Here is a 22,230-nt window from a genome sequence, read left to right as displayed (position 1 = left end):
TCTCTGGACGGATCGTTAAAGGATGTCTGACAACAACTGCGTAGAGCCTAGCAACGCTCTGCGAACCACGACCAGCAGGCTCGCAGAGCGTTCGGTCACACGGGCGTCGACCGTTCGATCACTGCTCGGCGTCGACCGATGCGTCACCGGACGCGTCGGTCTGCGTACGGCTCGAGACCGCCGCGGCTGCGGCGCGTACCTGCGGCGCGACGAGGACGATCTGACCCAGTACGCCGTTGACGAAGCCGGGCGAATCGTCGGTGGACAACTGCTTGGCCAGCTCGACGGCTTCGTCGACGGCCACGACCGGTGGAACATCGGTGGCGTGGAACAACTCCCACACCGCGACGCGCAGGATGGCCCTGTCCACTGCGGGCAGACGGGTGAGCGTCCAGTCCTTGAGGTGATCGGCGATCACGCCGTCGAGGCGATCGAGATTCTCCGCGACGCCCTCGACCAGGGTCGAGGTGTAGTCGCTGACGGGAGCGATGGTGTCGTCGCCGCGTGCGAGTTCGATTCGCTCGGTGGTGAGGTTCACCGGATCGACGTTGCGCGCCTCCGCCTCGAACAGAAAGTCCACCGCGCGCTTGCGGGCCTTGTGGCGCGCACCCAGCTTCTTCGCACCGGGGGCACCGTTCTGCGAGGCGGAGGAGGTCGACTTCTTCGATGACACGTTAGGAGTTCACACGCCCGAGGTAGTTTCCGTCACGCGAGTCGACCTTGAGCTTGTCGCCGGTGTTGATGAACAGCGGCACCGAGATCTCGGCTCCGGTCTCGAGGGTTGCCGGCTTGGTGCCACCGGTGGAGCGATCACCCTGCAGGCCGGGGTCGGTGTGCTTGACCTCTAGCTCGACGGTGACGGGAAGCTCGACGTACAGCGGAACGCCCTCGTGCATGGCGACCTGCACGCGCAGGTTCTCGAGCAGGAAGCGTGCGCCGTCACCGACGGTTGCCTCACCGATCGAGAGCTGGTCGTACGTGTCGGCGTCCATGAACACGTAGTCGCTACCGTCGTGGTAGAGGTACGTCATGTCGCGACGGTCGACCGTCGCGGTCTCGACCTTCACACCGGCGTTGAACGTCTTGTCGACGACCTTGCCCGAGAGCACGTTCTTGAGCTTGGTCCGCACGAATGCGGGCCCCTTACCCGGCTTGACGTGCTGGAATTCGATGATCGACCACAGCTGGTTCTCCAAGTTGAGAACCAGTCCGTTCTTGAAATCGCTGGTGGAAGCCACTTGCTTCGCGTCTCCTCAATCGTTTGTGCGCGTGACGCGCCGTCGGTCACGTGCTTGGATTCGCTCCAGCCCGCGCGCTAGACGGACGTGAGTTCCTTGCTTGTCAGGGTGAGCAGTTCCGGACCCCCGTCGCGAACGACGAGTGTGTCCTCGATCCGAACGCCGCCGCGACCGGAGAAGTAGACACCCGGCTCGACGGTGACCGCTGCACCGCTCAGCAGTGTACCGGTGCTCGTCTTCGCGATTCCCGGCGCTTCGTGGATTTCCAGACCGACGCCGTGGCCGAGCCCGTGCAGGAAGTACTCCCCGTACCCCGCATCCTCGATCACCGAGCGCGACGCGGCGTCGACCGATGCGGTGGTCACCCCTGGAGCCAGAGCGTCTCGACCGGCTGTCTGCGACCGCTGCACCAGCTCGTACAGATCGCGCTGCCACTGCGCGGGAGTCCCGATGACGAAGGTGCGAGTCATGTCCGAGTGGTAGCCGCCGACGAGTGCACCGAAGTCGAGCTTGACGAAGTCTCCGTCGGCCAGCACCGCATCGGTCGGCCGGTGATGCGGGACCGCCGAATTGGCTCCGGCAGCGACGATGGTCTCGAACGACACAGCATCGGCACCGTGATCGAGCATCGACGACTCCAGCTCGCGGGCGACCTCACGCTCGGTCCGGCCTGCACGGATCCCGCCCCCACCGATCAGGTCGGCCAGCGCGTCGTCGGCGGCGCGGCAGGCGTCCCTGAGCAATCCCACCTCGAACTCGTCCTTGACCATGCGCAACGACTCCACGACACCCGGTGCGCGCACCAACTCCACGGCACCGTCGAGCTCCGACCACGCTCGGTGTGCATCCACTGTCACCACGTGGCTCTCGAAGCCCACGCGACCGGTGTTGCCCGCGACCGACGATCGAAGCAGATGCACCGCCGACGCCCGGTCGATCTCGGCGCGCAGATCCGGGACCTGTTCGGCCGCCTGAGTGACGTACCGACCGTCGGTGCAGATCACCGTCCGATCCTCGTCGCCGGCCGAATCGGCCGCCGAGACCAGCAACGCGGCATTCGAGCCGGTGAATCCGGTCAGGTATCGGACGTTGAGAAGATCGGTGATCAACATCGAATCGAGTCCGTCGGCGGCCAACAGTTCTCGTAGGGCACCACGACGGGCACCGAAGTCGGCAGGCATGGTTTCGACATTACCGGGCGTGGCACACGCTCCGTTCGACTCCACCGGGTCATCGAACTTGTGGGCCCCGACACACAAAGTTCGACGTGCGGATATGCTGTGCCGCATGACTGGGTGGGCAGTGCGTGGCATAAGTATGGGATTGGTCAACGTCGTCGTTCGACTGCTGCTGGGGGCAGCAGTGTCGATGTGGCCGCTGAGCGGATCGGCACTGCGCTGGGTGGCCTACGCCCTCGTGCTGCTCGTCATCATCGTGTGGGCCGGCATCGACGGAATCCGCGACCGACGCAGGCACCCCGACCCCGACGACGGCGAGGACCTGACCATGGTCTGGATCAAAGCCGCAGTGGTCGGCGGGCTCCTCGGAGGTCTCCTGAGCTGGATAGTCGACTTCTTCGTCGACTTCAGCCTGGGGCAGAACGGTCTGGTCTTCGAGTTGACGTCCGGAGCCGCGTTCACCATTCTCACCATCTTCATCGCCGCGAGCATCGCGGTGTTCGCGGGAAGGCAGATCGTCAACCGCGAGGCCAAGAAGAAACTGGCCACGTCGGACGCCGAACGCGCGCACGACCGCCAGCTGGTCAACGCCGGTCAGGAGAATCGGTCGAGACAGGGCGAGGCAACGCAGTCCGAACCCGCGCGGTCCGAAACTCAGCGGTCCGAAACTCAGTGGGCCTCCGAGCACGGCGAAGCCGACACCGAGGTGTTCTCGGCGGTGGACGCAGACGGCAAGCCGCGTCTGGACAAGCGTGGACGTCACGGCAGCGCCGACGGTTCCTGACTCCCCCACATCGACCGACGGGCGGTGATCGACGCTTTCGCGTCGATCACCGCCCGTTCTTCGTCCGTACCCGAGTCGCCTCTCACGAGGTCACAACAGAATGGCCGACCCCCCTGCGGCCGGGGCCTCACGACCAACCGCGGAGAATGCGGCGACGAGCAGTGCCGGGTCCGGCCCCTCGAGCCGTCCGGGCTTGGCGAGACCGTCCAGAACCACGAACCGCAACAGCCCGGCCCGGTTCTTCTTGTCCGTCTGCATGCCCTTGAGCAGATCCGAGAACGCGTGCTCGTCGTAGGTGACCGGCAAGCCGACCGATTCGAGAATCGAACGGTGGCGGTCGGCGGTCGCGTCGTCCAGGCGTCCGGCCAGGCGTCCGAGCTCGGCCGCGAACACCAGACCGACCGACACGGCGGCACCGTGACGCCAGCGGTACTGCTCCCGCCGCTCGATCGCGTGCGCGAGCGTGTGCCCGTAGTTAAGAATCTCGCGCAGGTTCGACTCGCGCAGATCCGCCGCCACGACCTTCGCTTTGACCTCGACGGAGCGCCTGATCAGCTCCGGCAGCACGTCGCCGGTCGGATCCAGCGCTGCGGCAGGATCCGCCTCGATGATGTCCAGGATCTTCGGATCGGCGATGAACCCGGTCTTGATCACCTCGGCCAGGCCGGAGACGATCTCGTTCTTGGGGACGGTCTCGAGCGTCGCCAGATCGATCAACACGGCGGCCGGTTCGTGGAACGAGCCGACGAGGTTCTTGCCCGCATCGGTGTTGATGCCGGTCTTGCCGCCCACGGCCGCGTCGACCATGGCCAGCAGCGTCGTCGGGACGTGGACGATACGGACTCCGCGCATCCAGGTCGCTGCAACGAAGCCGGCCAGGTCCGTTGCCGCGCCGCCGCCCAGACTCACGATGGCGTCGCTGCGGGTGAGACCGATTCGACCGAGAACCTCCCAGCAGAACCCCGCCACTGCCAGATCCTTGCCGTCCTCGGCATCCGGGATCTCGATGCGGTGAGCGTCGATTCCCTTGTGCGCCAACGCAGCTCGCACAGCCTCCGCGGTCTCGGCCAGCGGAGGTTGGTGGAAGATCGCCACGGTGGCCGTTCCGGCGAGCTCGTCGACGAGGTCCGTCAACAGACCTCGGCCGATGATCACCGGGTACGGGTTGGCTGTCTCGACCTGGACGCGCACGGGCTCTGTCATCGAATCACCTTCATCTACTGGGGGTTTCTCTCGTTCGCATCGCGCCCGGGAACAGGGGCGATCGCCGTCAGCTTCGCCACCAACTGACCCACGACCCGAGCGGGGCTGCGACTGTCGGTGCGCACTCGCACCGTGGCCACCGAACGATAGAGAGGTCGCCGATGACGCATCAGTTGCTGGTACTTCGCACGCGGGTCGGGGCCGGCGAGCAGCGGCCGAACCGTGTTCGCACCGGTTCGCCGAAGCCCCTCCGCCACACTGATCTCCAGGTACACCACGGTGTGCCCGGACAGTAGGGCGCGGGTCGCGGGCGAGAGCACGGCACCACCGCCGAGGGAGACGATTCCGTCGTGCGAGGCCAGAGCACCGGCGACTATCCGCTCCTCGATCTGCCGAAACGCCGGTTCGCCGTCGTGCGAGAAGATGTCGGCGATCGTGCGACCGGTGTCTCGCTCGATGGCCACGTCGGTGTCGAACAGGTCCAGGTCCAGCGCCTGTGCCAGCCGTCGACCGATCGTCGACTTCCCTGCTCCCGGCGGTCCGACGAGGACCGCGTACGGGGTCATCGTGGAGGTCGGGCGGCGGTGCCCTTCACGTAGTGGTCGACGTTGCTCGTCGTCTCCGCCAGCGAGTCCCCACCGAACTTCTCCAACGCTGCCTGCGCGACCACCAGGGCGACCATGGTCTCCGCGACGACGCCTGCAGCCGGAACAGCGCAGACATCCGAGCGCTGATGAATGGCCACTGCCTCGTCACCGGTCGTCATGTCGACCGTTGCCAGCGCACGCGGAACCGTCGAGATGGGCTTCATCGCCGCCCGCACTCGTAGTGCCTCACCGTTGGTCATACCGCCCTCGATGCCGCCTGCGCGGTTGGTCGAGCGCAACACACCGTCCGGGCCCGGCTTGATCTCGTCGTGGGCGACGCTTCCGCGTCGGCGCGCGGTCTCGAAGCCGTCCCCGATCTCGACCCCCTTGATGGCCTGGATGCCCATCAGTGCTGCGGCCAGTCGGGCGTCGAGTTTGCGTTCTCCGGAGACGAACGATCCGAGGCCGACGGGTAGGCCGTGCACGACGACCTCGACGACGCCGCCGAGGGTGTCGCCGTCCTTCTTCGCGGCTTCGATCTCGGCGATCATCGACTCCTCGGCGGCCTTGTCGAAGGCGCGAACCGGGGAGGCGTCGATCGCGTCGAGGTCGGCACCTGCGGGCGGCGGTCCAACGTAGGGGTCGGACGCACCGATGGAGATCACATGGGACACGACGTCGACGCCGAACGCCTGCTTCAGGAACAGACGGGCGACAGTGCCGATGGCGACCCGGGCGGCGGTCTCACGAGCACTGGCGCGTTCGAGCACCGGACGAGCGTCGTCGAATCCGTACTTGAGCATTCCGGAGAAGTCGGCATGACCGGGCCGCGGCCGGGTCAACGGAGAGTTGCGCGCAAGATCCGCGAGCACTGCGTCGTCGACGGGGTCGGCCGACATCACCTGCTCCCATTTGGGCCACTCGGTGTTGCCGACCTCGATCGCAACCGGCCCGCCCATGGTGCGTCCGTGTCGAACACCGCCGGTGAGGGTCACTTTGTCGGCCTCGAACTTCATGCGGGCACCGCGGCCGTAGCCGAGGCGACGGCGCGCGAGTTGAGAGGCAATGTCGTCCGAGGTCACCTCTACTCCCGCGACCATTCCTTCGAGGATGGCGACGAGAGCGGGTCCGTGGGATTCTCCGGCAGTTATCCAGCGCAGCACTCGAACATCTTTTCACGCCAGGGACGCCGCGGATGCCAGCAGGGTGGCCGCGCACATGGACGGGCCGTGCGCGATGCGCGCGCGCCCGTGCCCGAACGCCGCGACGACCGACCCCACCACGGCAGTTACCACCGGTGCCGCCACTGCGGCGATCGCCCATCCTTCTCCGCCGCCCACGCCTGCGATCGAGCCGACCGACCAGGCGAGTTTGACGTCCCCCGCGCCGAACGCGGCGGGCGCGAGAAGGTGAACGACCAGATAGATCGCGAACAGCAGAGCGCCGCCGAGCACTGCGCTCGCCGAGCCGGTGACGACGAGCGCGATCGTCACCACGATCGCTCCGGGGACGGTCAGGATGTTCGGCAACCGGCGCTGCTGCAGGTCGACGGCGCTGAGGGCGGCGAACCACCACATCGTTATGCACAACGAGAACGCGTACTCGGAGCCGCCGAACCGCCACCAGACCCATCCGGTCCCGATCGCAGACAGCAGCGGCAGGAGCCGAGGATTCCATCGGACCAGGCAGCGGCGCATCGTCATCCCCGCGGCGGCGCCGACCACGACCGCGACACACAGACCCGTCATGATCGAAGGGTTGCATCGCGGTGGCGGCCGGCTGTGACGAAAGCCCAAGTGGCAGATTGCCCTGTGTACAACTCACGGCCTGTGGACAACTCGCGGCCCGTGGACTATCGGCGGACGAAGCTCACCGCACGGTGGCCAGCGCGTCCCGCATGATCGCTCGTGGTGCCGGCTTGCCGGTGAATTGCTCCACCTGCCCGTAGGCCTGATTGAGCAGCATCGACAATCCGCTGATGACGGTTCCACCGGCCGCCTCCACGGCAGCTGCCAGGGGCGTCGGCCACGGATCGTAGATAGCGTCGAGTACCAGCGGCGCATGGGCGAGATCCGACGCGATGTCGGCCGCTCCGGCCGCCGGAACGGTGCTCACCAATACCGCCGAGGCCGCTGCGACAGTGGCGAGACGAGGGTCTGTCATGTTCACGAACTCCGCGCGCATTCCCGCGGCGACGGCGCAGTCCAGTGTGTCCCGGGCGCGCTCGGCCGACCGAGCGACCACGGTGACCGCAGCCGCTCCGAGCCCGGCCAGCGCCACGATCGCCGGCCTCGACGTTCCCCCGGCACCGACCACCGTCACGGTGCTACCGGACAGGTCCTCGACTCCGGCGTCGCGCAGTGCACCCACGATTCCGTCGACGTCCGTGCAGTCGGCGCGCCAGCCCGACGCGGTCCGCACCAGGGTGTTCGCCGAGCCGGCCAGAACTGCCCGCGCGGTGCGTTCGGTCGCGTACTCCAGAGCGGCAACCTTGCCCGGCATGGTGACCGACACGCCGACCCATTCGGGGCCGAAACCGTCGAGCAGGCCGGGCAACTGCTCACCGGTGCAGTCGATGCGCTCGTAGGTCCAGTCGGTGAGGCCGAGCGCGCGGTACGCAGCGCAGTGCAGCACGGGCGACTTCGAGTGTTCGACGGGGCTTCCCAGCACCGCGGCGCGCACGTCAGCGGCCGCTGTCGAGGAATCCACCCTCGACCTTGGTGATGTTGGCCAGGTGTTCCTCGTAGCTGCGGGTGAACAGGGTTTCGCCCGCCTGGTTGATGGTCACGAAGTACAACCAGTCACCGTCGGCGGGCATCTCGACCGCCTGCACCGCACCGATACTCGGCGAGGAGATCGGGGTTGCCGGTAGCCCTTCGCTGGCATAGGTGTTCCACGGGGTGACTCGGGCACGGTCGGCGTCGGTGGTGGCCACCTCGGTCGTGTCGAGCGAGTAGTTGACCGTCGAGTCGAACTCGAGCTTCTGCGGTACGGCGAGGCGATTGAGAATCACCCGGGCCACTTTGCTGAAGTCCTGGGGCAGGGACTCACGTTCGACGAGCGACGCGGCGACGAGGGTGTCGTACGGAGTCAGCCCGGAGTTGGCGCCCGCGGTGAGAATTCCGGTGTCCTCGTAGCGGGTGGCACTCTCGGACACCAACTGCTCGAGGATGTCGGTCGGAGCCGCGCTGGGATCGAAGTCCCAGGTTCCCGCGGCGATCAGGCCCTCGAGCTGCCGATCGCGGTCCGGGACTCCTTCGACGCGATCGGTGGCCCAGTCGGGCACGCCCAGGGCAGCCGGGTCGTCCACAGCTCCGGCTGCGTTGAGGTCGTCGTAGCTCACGCAGGTCGGGGTTCCACTGCCGGTTCGGTCCACGCAGCTGGCCTCGGAGATCAGGGTGTAGATGCCCTTCTTGACCGCACCGGTGTTCACGTCGCGGGCGTCGTGCAACTGGCGGCCCTCGGAGATCACCATGTTGCCCACTCGGGACGCGGGGTCGACCAGTTCGGAGACGGCCTGCGAGGCAGGCACGTTGCTGGCGAGCAGATAGAAGCCGGGTTGAACCGAGGTGATGGCGTTGTTCGACAGCGCTGCTTCGAGGAACGCCCCCGAGCTGGCCACGACACCTTTGTCCGCTGCCTGGGTACCGATCTGTTGCGCGGTGTCGTTCGGATGAACCTGAATCACCACGCCGTCCCCCGGTGAGCCTGCGGCGAAGTCCGCGTTCGGTGTCGTGCGATTGCCGAACTTGTTCACCGCGAAATATCCTCCGCCTGCCACTGCCACGATCAACACGAGCCCGAGCACCGCAGCCACCAAGCGGCCGCGACGCTTGCGGCTGGACGCGGCTCGGTCCTTGCGGCTCGCAGCACGGCTGCGTCCGACCTCCTGGGGCACCGCTGGGCGCTCGGCCTCGCGATCGGGCTCGCGATCGCCGTGACGAGAGGCCCGTGGGTGCGGCTCCTGCCGCTGCGGATGGCCGTGCAGGCTGCGGTGGAACTCGCTGCCCTCGTCCACCGAATAGCCGATCGGGTCGGTGTGCGCCTCGTCCGCGCGCGGGTCTCGGCGGTCCCGATCGGGCCCTTGGTAGTTCACTCGTCGACCTCCGTCGATCCTGAATTCGTCGCTGCACGATCCGATACGGCGCGGCGCTCGTCGAGCCACCCCTGCAGTATCGCCACCGCCGCAGCCTGATCGATCACCGATCGTTGGTTCTTGGCTCGCACTCCACTGTCCCGTAACGCACGCGATGCGCTCACGGTAGTCAGTCGCTCGTCGGCCATCCGAATCGGAACATCACCCAACCGCCGGTACAGGGAACGGCCGAATCTCTCGGCTGCCTCGACGGCGCTGCCGCGTTCTCCGCGCAGCGTCCGCGGAAGCCCGATCACGATCTCGACTGCCTCGTACTCGGCGACGATCTCCGCCACTCGCACCACATCCGGCGCGTCGGGACCCTTGATCTTCGAGCGTGGCACGGTCTCGACCGGCGTGGCCAGCACACCGTCCGGATCGCTCGCGGCGATGCCGATGCGGACGCTGCCGACGTCGATGCCGATACGACGGCCACGTCCGGGATCGTCGGCACCGGGCCGATCGGGGCCACGCCCCTGAGTCACCACGATCGTCAGTGGGTCGTGAGTTCGGTCAGTCGAGCCCGCGCGGCGTCGATACCGGCGTCGATTCCGGCGACGTCCGATCCCGATCCCTGGGCCAACTCGGGCTTGCCGCCGCCTCGGCCACCGATGCTCGGACCGAAGGCCGCCACCAGATCGCCTGCCGCGACGCCTGCATCCTGAGCTGCCTTGTTGGCCGAGACCACGAACGGGACCTTGCCGCTCACGGTGCCGAACAGCACCACCACGGCCGGATCGGTGCCCAGTCGTCCTCGAATGTCGGTCACCAGGGTGCGCAGATCGTTACCGCCGACACCCTCCGGTGCTCGGGCAACCACCGCTCGCACGTCACCGAATCGCTCGGCCTTGCCGACGAACTCACCTGCCGAGGCCAGCACAGCGGCGGCCTTGACGGCGTCGAGTTCCTTCTCCGCGACCCGCAAGCGCTCGACCAAGGTCTCGATGCGCGCCGGGACCTCCTCGGACGGAACCTTCAGCGAGGACGCGATGCCGGCCAGCAGCGCGCGTTCCTTGGCGAGGTAGCGGTAGGAGTCGAGGCCGACGAATGCTTCGACGCGGCGCACTCCGGAGCCGACGGACGATTCACCGAGAATGGTGACCGGTCCGATCTGCGACGAGTGCTGCACGTGCGTACCACCGCACAGTTCCATCGAGAACGGTCCGCCGATCTCGACCACCCGCACCTCGTCGCCGTAGTTCTCGCCGAACAGGGCCATCGCGCCCATCTTCTTGGCGCTGTCGAGGTCGGTGACGAGGGTGTTGACCGCGAAGTCCGAGCCGACCGCGTCGTTGGCGACGTTCTCGATGTCGTCGCGCTGCGCCTCCGAGAGCGCGCCCTGCCACGAGAAATCGAATCGGAGGTAGCCGGGCTTGTTCAACGAACCCGCCTGCGTCGCGTTCGGACCGAGGACCTGTCGCAGGGCCGCGTGCACCATGTGGGTACCGGAGTGGCCCTGCGTCGCACCCTTGCGCCAGGCGTGATCGACGTCGACGTGGACGGTGTCGCCCTCGGTGATCTGCCCCGACTCGACCACGGACTTGTGAGTCCAGAGCTTCTTGGCGATCTTCTGCACGTCGTCGACCTTGACCGAGAGCCCAGGCGCGGTGATGGTGCCGATGTCGGCGATCTGGCCACCGGACTCGGCGTAGAGAGGGCTGCGGTCGAGAATGATCTCGATCCGCTCTCCCGCAACCGCGGTCGGAACCCGGACGCCGTTGGAGATCAACGCCAACACCGTTGCGTCGGAACCGAGTTCGTCGAATCCGGTGAACTCGGTCGGCGAACCGTCGACGAAGTCCTTGTAGACCGTCAGGTCGGCGTGTGCGTGCTTACGGGCGCGGGCGTCGTCCTTGGCCCGGTTGCGCTGCTCGGCCATCAGCGACCGGAATCCGTCCTCGTCGACCGACAACCCCGCCTCGGCGGCCATTTCGAGCGTCAGATCGATCGGGAACCCGTAGGTGTCGTGCAGTGCGAACGCTTCTGCGCCGCCGATCTTCTTCGCACCCGACGCCTTGACTGCCTCGGCGGCACCCTCGAACAGCCGTGAACCCGAGGTGAGGGTCTTGAGAAACGCGGTCTCCTCCCCCACAGCGACGGTGAGAATTCGATCGAAGTCGGTGACGAGGTTCGGGTAGGACTCGGCCATCGTGTCGCGCACGACGGTGATGAACTGCGCCATCGTCTCGTCGGGTGCTCCGAGCAGCCGTGCCGATCGCACGATGCGGCGCAGCAGCCGGCGCAGCACGTAGCCGCGGCCGTCGTTGCCGGGGTTGACGCCGTCGGAGATGAGCAGCGCGGCGGTGCGGGCGTGATCGGCGATGACCCGGAAGCGGACGTCGTCCTCGTGATTCGCACCGTAGGCGCGTCCCGAGAGCTCCTCGGCCTTGGCGATGACCGGTCGGACGAGGTCGGTCTCGTAGACGTTGTCCACGCCCTGCAGTAGGAATGCGACGCGCTCGACGCCCATGCCGGTGTCGATGTTCTGCTTCGGCAGCGGACCGAGAATCTCGAAATCGTCCTTGCTGATCCCCTTGCCGCGTTCGTTCTGCATGAACACGAGGTTCCAGATCTCGATGTACCGGTCCTCATCGGCCTCGGGACCACCCTCGGCACCGAACTCGGGTCCGCGGTCGTAGTAGATCTCCGAGCACGGGCCACAGGGCCCGGGAATGCCCATGGACCAGTAGTTGTCGGCCATTCCGCGACGTTGAATTCGTTCGTCGGGCAGGCCTGCGATCTCCTTCCAGAGCTCGATGGCCTCGTCGTCGTCGAGATACGCAGTGGCCCAGATCCGCTCGGGGTCGAACCCGTACCCGCCGTCCTCGACACTGTCGGTCAACAGCGACCAGGCATGCCGAATGGCGTCGCGCTTGAAGTAGTCGCCGAACGAGAAGTTGCCTGCCATCTGGAAGAACGTGTTGTGGCGGGTGGTGATACCGACGTTCTCGATGTCGAGGGTGCGCACGCACTTCTGGACGCTCGTCGCCGTCTTGTACGGCGGTGTCTGCTGACCGAGGAAGAAGGGGACGAAGGGGACCATGCCCGCATTGACGAACAGCAGATTCGGGTCGTCGAGGATCAACGACGCACTGGGTACTTCGGTGTGTCCCGCCTTCACGAAATGGTCGAGGAAACGCCTGCGGATCTCATGGGTCTGCACTGATACAGGGTAGCGTCCGAGGCCGTGTACCGACTCGAGGGCCTATCGGCCTCGGATGATGCGTCGCAGTTTCCCCACTCTGGTCGCGATTTCTCGCTCGGCGCCGTGTTCGGTGGGCTCGTAGTAGTTCACGCCCACCAGCTCGTCCGGTGGGTACTGCTGCCCCAGCACGCCGCCGGGACTGCTGTGCGGGTACCGGTACCCGACGGCGTTTCCCAATCCTTGCGCTCCCTTGTAGTGGCCGTCGCGTAGATGCGGCGGCACCGATCCCGACTTGCCCGCCGCCACGTCGGCCATCGCCGCACCGAGTGCGCCGATCACCGCCCCGGACTTGGGGGCGGTCGCCAGGTGGATCGTGGCCTGCGCCAGAGCCAACCGCGCTTCGGGCATCCCGATCATCTGCACCGCGCTGGCAGCGGCCGTCGCGGTCTGCAAGGCGGTGGGATCGGCCATCCCGATGTCCTCGCTGGCGTGCACCACCAGACGCCGCGCGATGAACCGCGCGTCCTCGCCTGCCGTGATCATCCGAGCCAGATAGTGCAGGGCGGCGTCGACGTCGGACCCTCTGATCGACTTGATGAACGCACTGATGACGTCGTAATGCTGGTCCCCGTCGCGGTCGTATCGCACGGCGGCCTTGTCGACACTGGCTTCGACCGTCGCGAGGTCCAGCGTTCCGTCGGTCGCGGCACCCGCTGCCGCCTCGAGAGCCGTCAGCGCTCGGCGGGCGTCGCCGGCCGCGAGACGCACCAGGTGATCCATGGCGTCCTCGGCGATGGTCACCGCACCGTCCAATCCGCGCGGATCGTTGGCGGCACGAGTGAGCAACAACTCGATGTCCTCGGATCCCAGCGGTTGCAGCTGCAGCACCAACGACCGGGACAGCAGCGGAGACACCACCGAGAACGACGGGTTCTCGGTGGTCGCAGCCACCAACAGCACGATCCGATTCTCGACGGCGGCGAGCAGTGCATCCTGCTGCGTCTTGGAGAACCGGTGCACCTCGTCGATGAACAGCACGGTCTGCTCACCCGAGAGGAGTCGGCGTCGCGCCAGTTCGATGACGTTGCGCACTTCCTTGACTCCGGCCGACAGGGCCGACAGGGCCTCGAACTTGCGTCCGGTCGCCCCCGAGATCAGCGACGCCAGCGTCGTCTTGCCGGTTCCCGGTGGACCGTAGAGCATCACCGAGGACGCACCGGAGCCCTCGACGAGCCGCCGCAGCGGTGCGCCGGGAGCCAACAGATGAGACTGCCCCACCACCTCGTCGAGGGTCGTCGGCCGCATTCGCACCGCCAGCGGGGCGTCGGGCCTGACATAGGCGGACGTCGGACGGGATTCGGCGATCGTCGCCTCCGGTGCCGCAGGACTGTCGAAGAGTCCGTCCTCGCCGAACTCGTCGCTCCCCGAGATGTCCCCGCCCGAGATGTCACTTCCGAAACCGCTGCTCACCGGTCGAACGCTACCGATCCGACCGCCGCGAGCGCGAACGACGTCTTTCTCAGCGCTCCCACTTCGTCCGCAGAGCGGTTCCGACCGACGTCGCGTACTCCGCGATGCCTGTTTCGCCGACGCGCGCCGCACTGTCCGCCAGCACCGTCCACCGCGAGATCAGTGCCTGCGACCGCGGAACCGACAGATGGTGCGCCCGCGCGGCTGCGATGCGAGTGTGGTCGTCGGGCAGGAACCAGTAGGTGCTCAGCCACACCCAGATCAGACGCGCGTCGAGGATCTTGCTCGCCAGGGCGGTGTCGTCGGCCAATGCCGGCCAGATGCCCACCACTTCCGCGCGCCAGGCGTCGATCATCGCCTGCTCGCGATCGTGCGAGAGCTCGAAGCTGCACAGGCAACCGGGGAACGACGCCAACGCGTAGGTGATGTCGAGGGTGGCGTCACGGAATCCGCCCCACTCGTAATCGAGGAATCGCACGCCTTCGTCGTTGACGATGATGTTGTCGGGGCACAGGTCGGACGGGCTGAAGGCACGGAAGGCTCCGTGCGCGAACAGCCGTCCGCTGCGAGAGACGCGATCGAGAATCGCATCGGGGGTGGCTCCGACGCCCAGGAGATCGGTCAGCATCCCTGGAACCTCGGCGAGCGCGCCCGGTATCTGGGCGGAGATACCGTCGGTCGAGTCCGGTTGCCCCACCCGACGCAACAGAGCGGCGAAGTCGTCCTCGCGGCCGACGGTGGCGGCATGCATGCGGCCGAGTGCCTGGGCCATGGCCATCAGAGAATTGGTCACCGCGGCTTCGTCGGAATTGCGCAGCAGAGTGGTGATGGGACTGGCGTCGCCGAGATCGCTGAGCACCAGCAGCCGCGCATCGAGATCGTAGGCGTGCAGCTCGGGTCCTGGCCTGCTGTCCGTGGCCAGGGCGTTGGCGAACTGGTACGAGGCCGCCTCGCGCAGGAACGCACTCGAGCTGGAGATGTCGGCGAGCTCGGCGGGCTGTCCGGATTCGGCGGGCAGGTCGCGGACCTGCTTGATCACCAGGGTGCGGGGAAGTTGAAACGGGTTCTCGGAGACTCGGACTCGCAACACGATCGCTTGGCCGCTACCCCCCAGGTTCACCGGGTCGATCAACGTCACCGGAGCTCCGGTGCGTTTGGTGAGGAGTCGCTGAGCTGCTGCTACTACCTCTGATACAGGGTCTGCCAGTGTTGCGGTCATCGATGTCCAAGCTACCCGTTCGGTGCGTTCTGCTGTGCTGTGTCGACGACTACGAATGAGACACGATTGTCCGTTTTGCGGCATTTTTCGTTCTGCATCCCCAGATTCGACCAGGTGGTCGGTTACCCCCGAGCCATCAGATTATGCCGGGTTCGCTACAGCGGTGCAACGTCCACCGACACGGCGATGGTGCTCTCCTCCGCTTCGGTGTAGATCACCCCGCGCAGTGGAGGTACATCGGCGTAGTCGCGTCCCCACGCCACGGTCGCGTACCGCTCGTCCACCAATTGATCGTTGGTGGGATCGAAGGCCAGCCAACGATCGTTCGGCATCCACACCGCAGCCCACGCATGGGTCGCGTCGACACCGATCATCCGCTCCTTGCCGGGCGGAGGTTCGGTGGCGAGATAACCCGACACATACCTCGCCGCGAGACCCTGGGACCGCAAGCACGCGATCGCGAGACGAGCGAAGTCCTGACACACTCCCGATCGCGCGGCGAGCACGTCGACCACGGTGGTCGAGACCGTCGTCGAGCCCGAGAGATAGCGAAAATCGGTGAAGATCCGATGCGTCAGATCGACCACGACGTCCGCCAGAGGACGACCCGGCCAGAAGCTGGGTGCGGCGTAAGCGCGTACCTCGTCGGTGATCTCCGGGGTCGGCAGATCCAGAGCGAACTCCACAGCCGACGCGCGAGCCGGATCGGCAGGCACGTTCGCACCGAACAGCGCCATCCGAGCGGACTCCCACGACGCCGTCGCCGGCCACGACGTGGTTTCGTCCGCCGGGCGCGGATACACCTCCACGAGAGAATCCGCCGTCACCACCAGTTTCTCGTGGTCCTGGGTGACGTGGAAGTACACATCCTCGTTGCCGTAGACGTCGACACCGAAGGATTGATCGGTCGGTGCCGGCTCCACCGTGACGGACTTCTCCACGCAGTGCTGCCCGTCCATGTCGCGCGGAGCCAGGAATCCACGGCCGTAGGACGAGGTCACGCGGTCGGAGTACGTGTAGGTGGTGATGTGCTTGATTCGATACCGCCGACTCATCACCGCACCCCGTTCGCAGATCGGATGTTCGAGCTGCCCCACAGCGGCTGCGTGCCGCCGGGCAACGACATGTGCGTGGCGAGGACGACGCGAGACAACTCCTCGAGTGAGTCGTGGATCCCCTCCACCAGTTCGAGCAACTCCACCCGGCGACCGTTCGCGTCGACCGACTCCAGATCGCCCGGGTCGACCCGTCGCAATCGCACCCGCATCTGCTCGACGAGCTGCTCGGGCCGTGACGTGCCCGAGGCATCGGGCAACGAACCCAGATCGTCCCGAAGCCGGTCGAGCTGGTAGACCAGCGCTCGCGGGTTGCCTTCGTCGAACAGCAACAGCTGCGCGACGGCCGCCGGACGCGCGCGCCCACTGTTGCGTCTGCGGTAGATCACCGAGGACTCGGCGGCGGACAACACCGAATCGATGACCGCCTGTTCCGTGGACGGGGTGAGAGCGTGACTCAGGGTGGCCGAGAGCAGCGCAGTCAGCTGCAGACCACGCTCGATCCGCTTACCGGCGTCCATCAGGTACCAGCCCGCGTCTCGCACCATCGATTCCGACGCCAGGCCGGACAGTGCGAGCAGACCACGCAGCACACTCGACTGCGACGACGCCAGTTGCGCGCCGTTGTGAACTGGTGACTCGGCCAGCTCCTCCAGCGCGGTGTCGATGCGGTTCAGAACCGCCCAGGTGTCGTTCGAGAGCTGGTCGCGTACCGCGCGCGCCGCTTGCTGCATCCGGTCCACCGATTGCGCCAGCGAACCCATACGGCCCGTCGACAGCATCAGCGAACGCATTTCCACGGTCGCGTCGCCGTGGTTCTTCTCGTCGAGGAACCCCGGCCAGGTACGCGAGACCTTCGTGACCGCTTCGAGCAGGATCGGCAGACTGTCGCTGCCCTCGAGCCACGGCATCGAGCGATAGTCCTGATTGCGTTCGCGCGCAGCGATCAGCAAGCGAGTCATGTCCTCGGCACGTTCGCTGTAGCGCCCGAACCAGAACAGGTCACCGAGCACACGCGGAGAGCTGACGACATCGACGTTGGACGCGGCGTACTGCGGCAACTCCTCCACCGTGGCGGGAGGGGTGTGCGGAGCGGAGTCCGCCGGGGTGACCCGTTCCACCGACTTGACCCACACGTCCTTCGACGCCACCGTGATGAGCGGATCGGTGACCGGTGCGGTGAGCACCACCTGCCCCAGGCCGCCGCGCATCGGTGTGTACCCACCCCGTTGCGCAACCGTGAACAGCCGCATCCCCACCTGCGCAGGGGCTACCGCCAACTGCGACCCCGACTCGCCGTCGATCGACGAACCGACCGGAGCCAGCGAGAACTCGGGGACTTCCTGCCCGGTCCACTTCCACGGCTCGGCCACGATTCGATCCCACAGCTCCCTGGCTGCGACGTCGGTGAGATCGTGCCCAACCACCGTGCGACGCGAGGTGGTCGACCGCAGTACCAGCGAACGCAGCCGGCTGCCGATGTGCGAGAGCTGATTCGGGTCACCGCCCCAGTAGGTCCGTACCGAACCGAGAATCAGATCCTCGTCCAGCAGCGCACGGCTCAACGCCGGAAGCAGCGGAAGCAGAGCCGGGTTCTCGAGCACACCGCTACCGAGGGTGTTCACCACGCTCACGGCCCCGCGGCGTAACACCTCGACCAGACCGACGACACCCAGGTGCGAATCCGGACGTAGATCGAGTGGGTCCGCGAACTCGGCGTCGACTCGGCGCAGCACCACATCCACCCGGCGCAACTTGCCGAGCGACCGCATCCACAGACAACCGTCACGGACCACGAGATCCGCATTCTCCACCAGCGGAAAACCGAGAACCGTTGCGAGATAAGCCTGATCGAATGCCGTCTCGGAGTGCGAACCAGGACTGAGCACCACCACGACCGGATTCTCGGCCGACGCGGGCGCAGCATCGCGAAGCGCCAGGCGCACCGCGCGCGCGAACGTCGAGAGCGGCCTCGGGTTACTCGCCTGGAACAACTCGGGCATCGCGCGCGACATCACCCGTCGATCGGCGAGCGCGTACCCCACTCCCGACGGTGCCTGCGTGCGGTCGGCGACGACTCGGAACTCACCGTCCGAACCTCGGGCGATATCGGCGGCATGCATGAACAGCTGATGCGGCCCCGGAATGGTGATCGCGTGCGCAGTGCGCAGATAACCCGGATTACCGAAGACCAACTCCGGCGGAATCAACCCCCGACGAACGGTTTCCTGGGCCCCGTAGATATCGGTGAGCACCGCGTCGAGCAGCATCGACCGCTGAACCAAACCGGCTTCCAGACGATCCCACTCATCGGCCGCGACCACCAACGGAACACTGTCCAACCCCCACCGAACAGCACTGGGCAATGCCTCGCTGCCACCCGACGGCGGAATGGGGTTGTACGTGATGCCGTGGTCGTCGACCAGACGGCTCACCCGCGACTGCAACGTCTGCATGGCACCGGAGCCGGCCTCACGCATACCGTCGACCAACTCCGCCCAATGCGGACGAACGGCGTCGTCGGCGTCGAGCAACTCGTCGAACCGATCGACGCGACCGCTCACGGCCTCGCGCCGACCGCGGTACGCGAGCCACGGCGACCCGGCACCACTCGAAACACCGTCGTTCCTGCCGGCTCCACTCGAGACATCGTCGTTCCTGCCGGCTCCACTCAGGGTGGTATCCACGGGCACCATCGAGCCGTTGTTCCTTCCGTCGGTCGATCACACTCCGCCGCCGGGCGGCTCCGCTTGCTGCGGACCCACCCGATACGCGTCGGACCGAGATCGCTACCGGTCGACTCGTTCTCCTGTGCAGTCGCGTCTCAGGACGTGATGACTCCGGTCCGGCGCAGGTCGAGCATGCCGGGCGCGGACACATCGATCGCTTGGCGAGCGTGCATCTCGAGCAATCTTGCTACGTCCACCTTCCCCGAGGTGAACCCGCCCTCCTCGAAGCGGCCGTTGCGGCGAGCCTCGGCTTCGACCGAGTTGACGGGAGGCCCCTCGTACGAGCGCCCGCCCGGATGCACGACGTGGTACGAGCATCCACCGACTGCGCGTCCGGTCTGCATTTCCACCAGGTCGAAACGCAGTGGACTCTGCACCTCGATCGTCGGGTGCAGAGCGCTCGGCGGCTGCCAGGCGCGGTAGCGCACACCGGCGACCTGAACGTCCTGACGCTCGGTGCGCACCATCGGTACCGGCACCCCGTTGCACGTCACCATGTATCGGCCCGCGTCGGCTCCGGCGACCCGAACCTGGATCCGCTCCACCGAGGAGTCCACGTACCGCGCGGTGCCGGAGGACGTCGACTCCTCGCCGAGGGTGTTCCAGGGCTCGATCGCGCCACGTAGTTCGATCTCGGCATCGCCGACCACGGTGGTGCCGATCCGCGGGAATCGGAATTCGGTGAACGGATCGAGCCAGCTGGTGTCGAAGTCGATACCGTGCTCACGGAGGTCCTCGGCCACGCGGCCGATGTCGCTGATCACGAAGTGCGGAAGCATGTATCGGCCGTGCAGATTGGCACCGTGCCGGATCAGCGGAGCCTCGAGCGGGGTGTCCCAGAATCGCGAGACCATCGATCGCACGAGCAGTGACTGCACCATCGCCATCTGATGGTGCGGCGGCATCTCGAACCCGCGCAGTTCGAGCAATCCGAGTCGGCCGCGGGTGGAGTCGGGGCTGTAGAGCTTGTCGATGCAGAACTCGGCGCGGTGCGTGTTGCCGGTGATGTCGGTGAGCAGGTGCCGCAGTGCTCGGTCGACCACCCAGGGCGAGGCCGATCGATCGGCCCCGGTCAGTCGCTTGATCTCGCTGAATGCGACCTCGAGCTCGTAGAGCGATTCCTCCCGACCCTCGTCGGCGCGAGGTGCCTGCGAGGTGGTGCCGATGAAGCGGCCCGAGAACAGGTACGACAGCGACGGGTGCCGCTGCCAGTGAGTGAGCAGCGACACCAACAGATCCGGTCGACGCAGAACGGGTGAATCGACCGGCGTCACGCCGCCGAGAGTGATGTGGTTGCCGCCGCCGGTTCCGCGGGTGGTGCCGTCGTTGTCGAATCCTTCGGTGCTCAACCGGGACTGGCGAGCCTCGAGGTAGAGACGCTCCATCAGTTCGTTCTGTTCGGCCCACGAGGAGGTCGGTTGCACGTTGACCTCGATCACACCGGGATCCGGTGTGACAGTGAGGGTTTGGATACGCGGATCCGACGGCGGGCCGTAGCCCTCGATCACGACGGGGGTGTCGATGGTCGACGCCGCCTGCTCGACGCGTGAGACGAGGTCGACGAAATCGTCCAACCGATCCATCGGCGGCATGAACACGTGCAGGATGCCGTCACGGACCTCGGCGACCAGAGCGGTGACGGCGGTGCCGCCGACCCTGGACGTCTCGTCGACCAACTGCGCGTACCGCGACTCGGCCGGGTTCACCGCGCGCGGCGGCTGCTGCGTGAGCTGCGGTGTCGGCAGATCCGGCTTGGGGGCGGTGGGGTCGGCCGGGTTCTCGACCGGTCCCCCGTCCCAGGAGATCGCTCGCAGGGGCAGCCGCAAGCCCGCGGGAGAATCGCCTTCCAACAACACGATTCGGCCACGGCGCAACTTCCAGTCCGAGCTCTCCCAGCCGGACCCGTCCTCGGTGCGCGAGATGGGCAGCACGAATGCCGCCGGCTCGTCGGTGCTGGCATCGAGCCGTTCGAGCAGTCGCTTCCTGGCGTCCGCGGAATCGGCTCCCGGTTCGAGGTCGTCGTCGTCGGCGGGCGGGTCACCGTAGGGCTGACGAACCAGGTCCAACAGTTTCACCAACGGGTCCTCGTAGGCGGGACGCGCTTGTGAGGCAGGCAGTCCGAGAGCCTTGACCAACTCGTCGATCAATTCCTGCGTCGCCGAGTTGTCCACCGGTTCCGGGCGCAGATCCTCTGCCAACCAGGGATCGGCGATCAGGTCGGAGTCGTGCCACAGGGCTTGACCGTCGGTGCGCCAGAACAATCCCACTTGCCACCGTGGCAGCGGCTCACCCGGGTACCACTTGCCCTGACTGCGTTGCACCAGGCCGTCCGGTGCATAGATGGTGCGAAGCCGTTCGGCGAGCACACTTGCCAGCTTGCGCTTGTGTGGGCCATCGGCCGTGGTGTTCCACTCGGGCGCTTCCTGATTCTCGATCGCGACGAATGTGGGCTCGCCGCCGACGGTCAATCGAATGTCCTGATCGAGCATCCGCTTGTCGATCTTCTCGGCTGTCGCCTTGATCGACTCCCACTGTTCGGCAGTGTAGGGCAACGTCGTTCGCGGATCCTCGTGGACGCGTACGACGGTGTTGGAGAAGTCGAGTTCGGCCTTGCACTTGCTCGTGGCACCGGAGATCGCGGCGGCAGTCGACGGGTGTGGCGTTGCTGACAGTGGAATGTGACCTTCGCCGGCGAACAGGCCGGAGGTCGGATCCATCCCGACCCAGCCCGCACCGGGGAGATAGACCTCGGTCCACGCGTGCAGATCGGTGAAGTCCTCCACCGGCCCGGACGGGCCGTCCAAAGACTTGACGTCGGAGGACAACTGAACCAGGTAACCCGAGACGAAGCGCGCGGCCAGACCCATCTGACGCAGTACCGACACCAGCAACCACGCCGAATCGCGGCACGACCCGACGGCGGACGTCAGGGTCAGATCCGGGGTCTGCACTCCCGGTTCCATCCGCACCGAGTACCCGACGTCCCCCATCACGGCTTGGTTTGCCATCACGAGAAAATCGATGGTGCGCAACGACTCTCCGCGTTCGACGACGGCTGCCTGTAGCTTCTCCACCCAGGCCGAGACCACCGGGCCAGGTCCTGATCCCGCCTTGCCCTCGTCCACCGGGCGCAGGTACGGCTCGAGGTCGGGAAGGTCGTGCTCCTCGTACGCGAACCCGAAGTGCTCGGCCCATTCCTCGACGAAGAAGTCGAGGGGGTTGATCGACGCCATGTCCGCGACGAGTCCGACGGTGATCGACAGGTGGTCGGTTCGCTCGGGGAAGACCACCCGAGCGAGGAAGTTTCCGAACACGTCCTGCTGCCAGTTGACGAAATGCTCCGCCGGTTCGATCTTCAGCGAGTACGCCTCGATGGGAGTACGCGAATGCGGTGCCGGTCGCAGCCGAATCTCGTGCGGAAAGATCTTGACGGTGCGGTCGAATTTGTAGCTGGTGCGGTGTTCGAGTGCAACCTTGATGCCCACGG

Annotated in this window: 17 protein-coding genes; 1 reads left to right on the top strand and 16 read right to left on the bottom strand. The window is 66.5% G+C overall.

Going from position 1 to position 22,230, the window contains the following annotated elements; all coding sequences use genetic code 11:
* Nucleotides 1–118 precede the first annotated feature (118 nt).
* From nusB to CH274_RS08345, 3 genes are all read right to left on the bottom strand, one after another.
* On the bottom strand, nucleotides 119–673 hold the full coding sequence (nusB, locus tag CH274_RS08355; protein WP_094657114.1) for a transcription antitermination factor NusB: 555 nt from the start codon (nucleotides 671–673) through the stop codon (nucleotides 119–121).
* 1 nt (nucleotide 674) lies between these two features.
* Nucleotides 675–1,238: an elongation factor P gene (gene efp / locus CH274_RS08350; protein WP_027496978.1), complete on the bottom strand. Its 564-nt coding sequence runs from the start codon at nucleotides 1,236–1,238 to the stop codon at nucleotides 675–677.
* 77 nt (nucleotides 1,239–1,315) lie between these two features.
* The gene (locus CH274_RS08345; RefSeq protein ID WP_094657279.1) at nucleotides 1,316–2,419 is read right to left on the bottom strand and encodes a M24 family metallopeptidase; all 1,104 of its coding nucleotides are present in this window, start codon (nucleotides 2,417–2,419) and stop codon (nucleotides 1,316–1,318) included.
* A gap of 106 nt (nucleotides 2,420–2,525) precedes the next feature.
* On the opposite strand from CH274_RS08345, the gene CH274_RS08340 reads away from it, so the two are divergent.
* Nucleotides 2,526–3,200 (top strand): B-4DMT family transporter, encoded by a 675-nt coding sequence (locus CH274_RS08340; RefSeq protein ID WP_094657278.1) that lies wholly within the window; start codon nucleotides 2,526–2,528, stop codon nucleotides 3,198–3,200.
* 90 nt (nucleotides 3,201–3,290) lie between these two features.
* Here the strand turns inward: CH274_RS08340 and aroB are convergent, their stop codons facing one another.
* The 13 genes from aroB to CH274_RS08275 all read right to left on the bottom strand — a co-directional run bounded on the left by aroB (nucleotide 3,291) and on the right by CH274_RS08275 (nucleotide 22,228).
* Nucleotides 3,291–4,403, bottom strand: coding sequence for a 3-dehydroquinate synthase (gene aroB, locus CH274_RS08335; protein WP_094657113.1), 1,113 nt, complete (start codon nucleotides 4,401–4,403; stop codon nucleotides 3,291–3,293).
* Between the two features lie 14 nt (nucleotides 4,404–4,417).
* Entirely contained in the window at nucleotides 4,418–4,969 is a 552-nt protein-coding gene (locus CH274_RS08330) for a shikimate kinase (protein WP_032397982.1), read from the bottom strand.
* A complete protein-coding gene (aroC, locus tag CH274_RS08325; protein WP_032397981.1) occupies nucleotides 4,966–6,153 on the bottom strand; it encodes a chorismate synthase in 1,188 nt (395 codons plus the stop codon). The genes CH274_RS08330 and aroC overlap by 4 nt, the downstream gene beginning before the upstream one ends.
* Before the next feature lie 12 nt (nucleotides 6,154–6,165).
* On the bottom strand, nucleotides 6,166–6,738 hold the full coding sequence (locus CH274_RS08320) for a prepilin peptidase (RefSeq protein ID WP_045195316.1): 573 nt from the start codon (nucleotides 6,736–6,738) through the stop codon (nucleotides 6,166–6,168).
* Nucleotides 6,739–6,859: 121 nt separating this feature from the next.
* The gene (locus CH274_RS08315) at nucleotides 6,860–7,699 is read right to left on the bottom strand and encodes a shikimate dehydrogenase (protein ID WP_373453913.1); all 840 of its coding nucleotides are present in this window, start codon (nucleotides 7,697–7,699) and stop codon (nucleotides 6,860–6,862) included.
* Nucleotides 7,674–9,086: an endolytic transglycosylase MltG gene (locus CH274_RS08310; protein ID WP_094657111.1), complete on the bottom strand. Its 1,413-nt coding sequence runs from the start codon at nucleotides 9,084–9,086 to the stop codon at nucleotides 7,674–7,676. The genes CH274_RS08315 and CH274_RS08310 overlap by 26 nt, the downstream gene beginning before the upstream one ends.
* Nucleotides 9,083–9,613 carry a Holliday junction resolvase RuvX gene (gene ruvX / locus CH274_RS08305; protein ID WP_373453912.1) on the bottom strand — a complete coding sequence of 177 codons (531 nt, stop codon included), beginning with the start codon at nucleotides 9,611–9,613 and terminating at the stop codon, nucleotides 9,083–9,085. The genes CH274_RS08310 and ruvX overlap by 4 nt, the downstream gene beginning before the upstream one ends.
* Nucleotides 9,614–9,618: 5 nt before the next feature.
* Nucleotides 9,619–12,288, bottom strand: coding sequence for an alanine--tRNA ligase (gene alaS / locus CH274_RS08300; protein WP_032397977.1), 2,670 nt, complete (start codon nucleotides 12,286–12,288; stop codon nucleotides 9,619–9,621).
* A 42-nt stretch (nucleotides 12,289–12,330) separates the two neighbouring features.
* Complete coding sequence (locus CH274_RS08295; protein WP_254924105.1) at nucleotides 12,331–13,740, bottom strand: replication-associated recombination protein A; 1,410 nt, start codon at nucleotides 13,738–13,740, stop codon at nucleotides 12,331–12,333.
* A 49-nt stretch (nucleotides 13,741–13,789) separates the two neighbouring features.
* Nucleotides 13,790–14,959, bottom strand: a complete 1,170-nt coding sequence (locus tag CH274_RS08290; RefSeq protein WP_094657110.1) for a kinase — start codon at nucleotides 14,957–14,959, stop codon at nucleotides 13,790–13,792.
* Nucleotides 14,960–15,114: 155 nt separating this feature from the next.
* Nucleotides 15,115–16,014: a transglutaminase family protein gene (locus CH274_RS08285; protein ID WP_045199773.1), complete on the bottom strand. Its 900-nt coding sequence runs from the start codon at nucleotides 16,012–16,014 to the stop codon at nucleotides 15,115–15,117.
* The gene (locus CH274_RS08280) at nucleotides 16,014–18,710 is read right to left on the bottom strand and encodes a circularly permuted type 2 ATP-grasp protein (RefSeq protein WP_094657109.1); all 2,697 of its coding nucleotides are present in this window, start codon (nucleotides 18,708–18,710) and stop codon (nucleotides 16,014–16,016) included. The genes CH274_RS08285 and CH274_RS08280 overlap by 1 nt, the downstream gene beginning before the upstream one ends.
* Before the next feature lie 128 nt (nucleotides 18,711–18,838).
* The gene (locus CH274_RS08275; RefSeq protein WP_094657277.1) at nucleotides 18,839–22,228 is read right to left on the bottom strand and encodes a transglutaminase family protein; all 3,390 of its coding nucleotides are present in this window, start codon (nucleotides 22,226–22,228) and stop codon (nucleotides 18,839–18,841) included.
* Nucleotides 22,229–22,230: the final 2 nt, after the last annotated feature.

Origin of the sequence: Rhodococcus sp. 06-418-5 (genome assembly GCF_002258285.1) — a bacterium.
Taxonomy (GTDB): Bacteria; Actinomycetota; Actinomycetes; order Mycobacteriales; family Mycobacteriaceae; genus Rhodococcoides.
The sequence above is the reverse complement of the archived record's forward strand: the minus strand, read 5'-3'. Positions and strand labels throughout refer to the sequence as shown.

Excerpts from the sequence above, each read along its gene's own strand:
- CH274_RS08345 (WP_094657279.1), bottom strand. The coding sequence starts at position 2,419 with ATGCCTGCCGACTTCGGTGCCCGTCGTGGTGCCCTACGAGAACTGTTG.
- CH274_RS08340 (WP_094657278.1), top strand. The coding sequence starts at position 2,526 with ATGACTGGGTGGGCAGTGCGTGGCATAAGTATGGGATTGGTCAACGTC.
- aroB (WP_094657113.1), bottom strand. The coding sequence starts at position 4,403 with ATGACAGAGCCCGTGCGCGTCCAGGTCGAGACAGCCAACCCGTACCCG.
- CH274_RS08330 (WP_032397982.1), bottom strand. The coding sequence starts at position 4,969 with ATGACCCCGTACGCGGTCCTCGTCGGACCGCCGGGAGCAGGGAAGTCG.
- CH274_RS08320 (WP_045195316.1), bottom strand. The coding sequence starts at position 6,738 with ATGACGGGTCTGTGTGTCGCGGTCGTGGTCGGCGCCGCCGCGGGGATG.
- CH274_RS08290 (WP_094657110.1), bottom strand. The coding sequence starts at position 14,959 with ATGACCGCAACACTGGCAGACCCTGTATCAGAGGTAGTAGCAGCAGCT.
- CH274_RS08285 (WP_045199773.1), bottom strand. The coding sequence starts at position 16,014 with ATGAGTCGGCGGTATCGAATCAAGCACATCACCACCTACACGTACTCC.
- CH274_RS08280 (WP_094657109.1), bottom strand. The coding sequence starts at position 18,710 with ATGGTGCCCGTGGATACCACCCTGAGTGGAGCCGGCAGGAACGACGAT.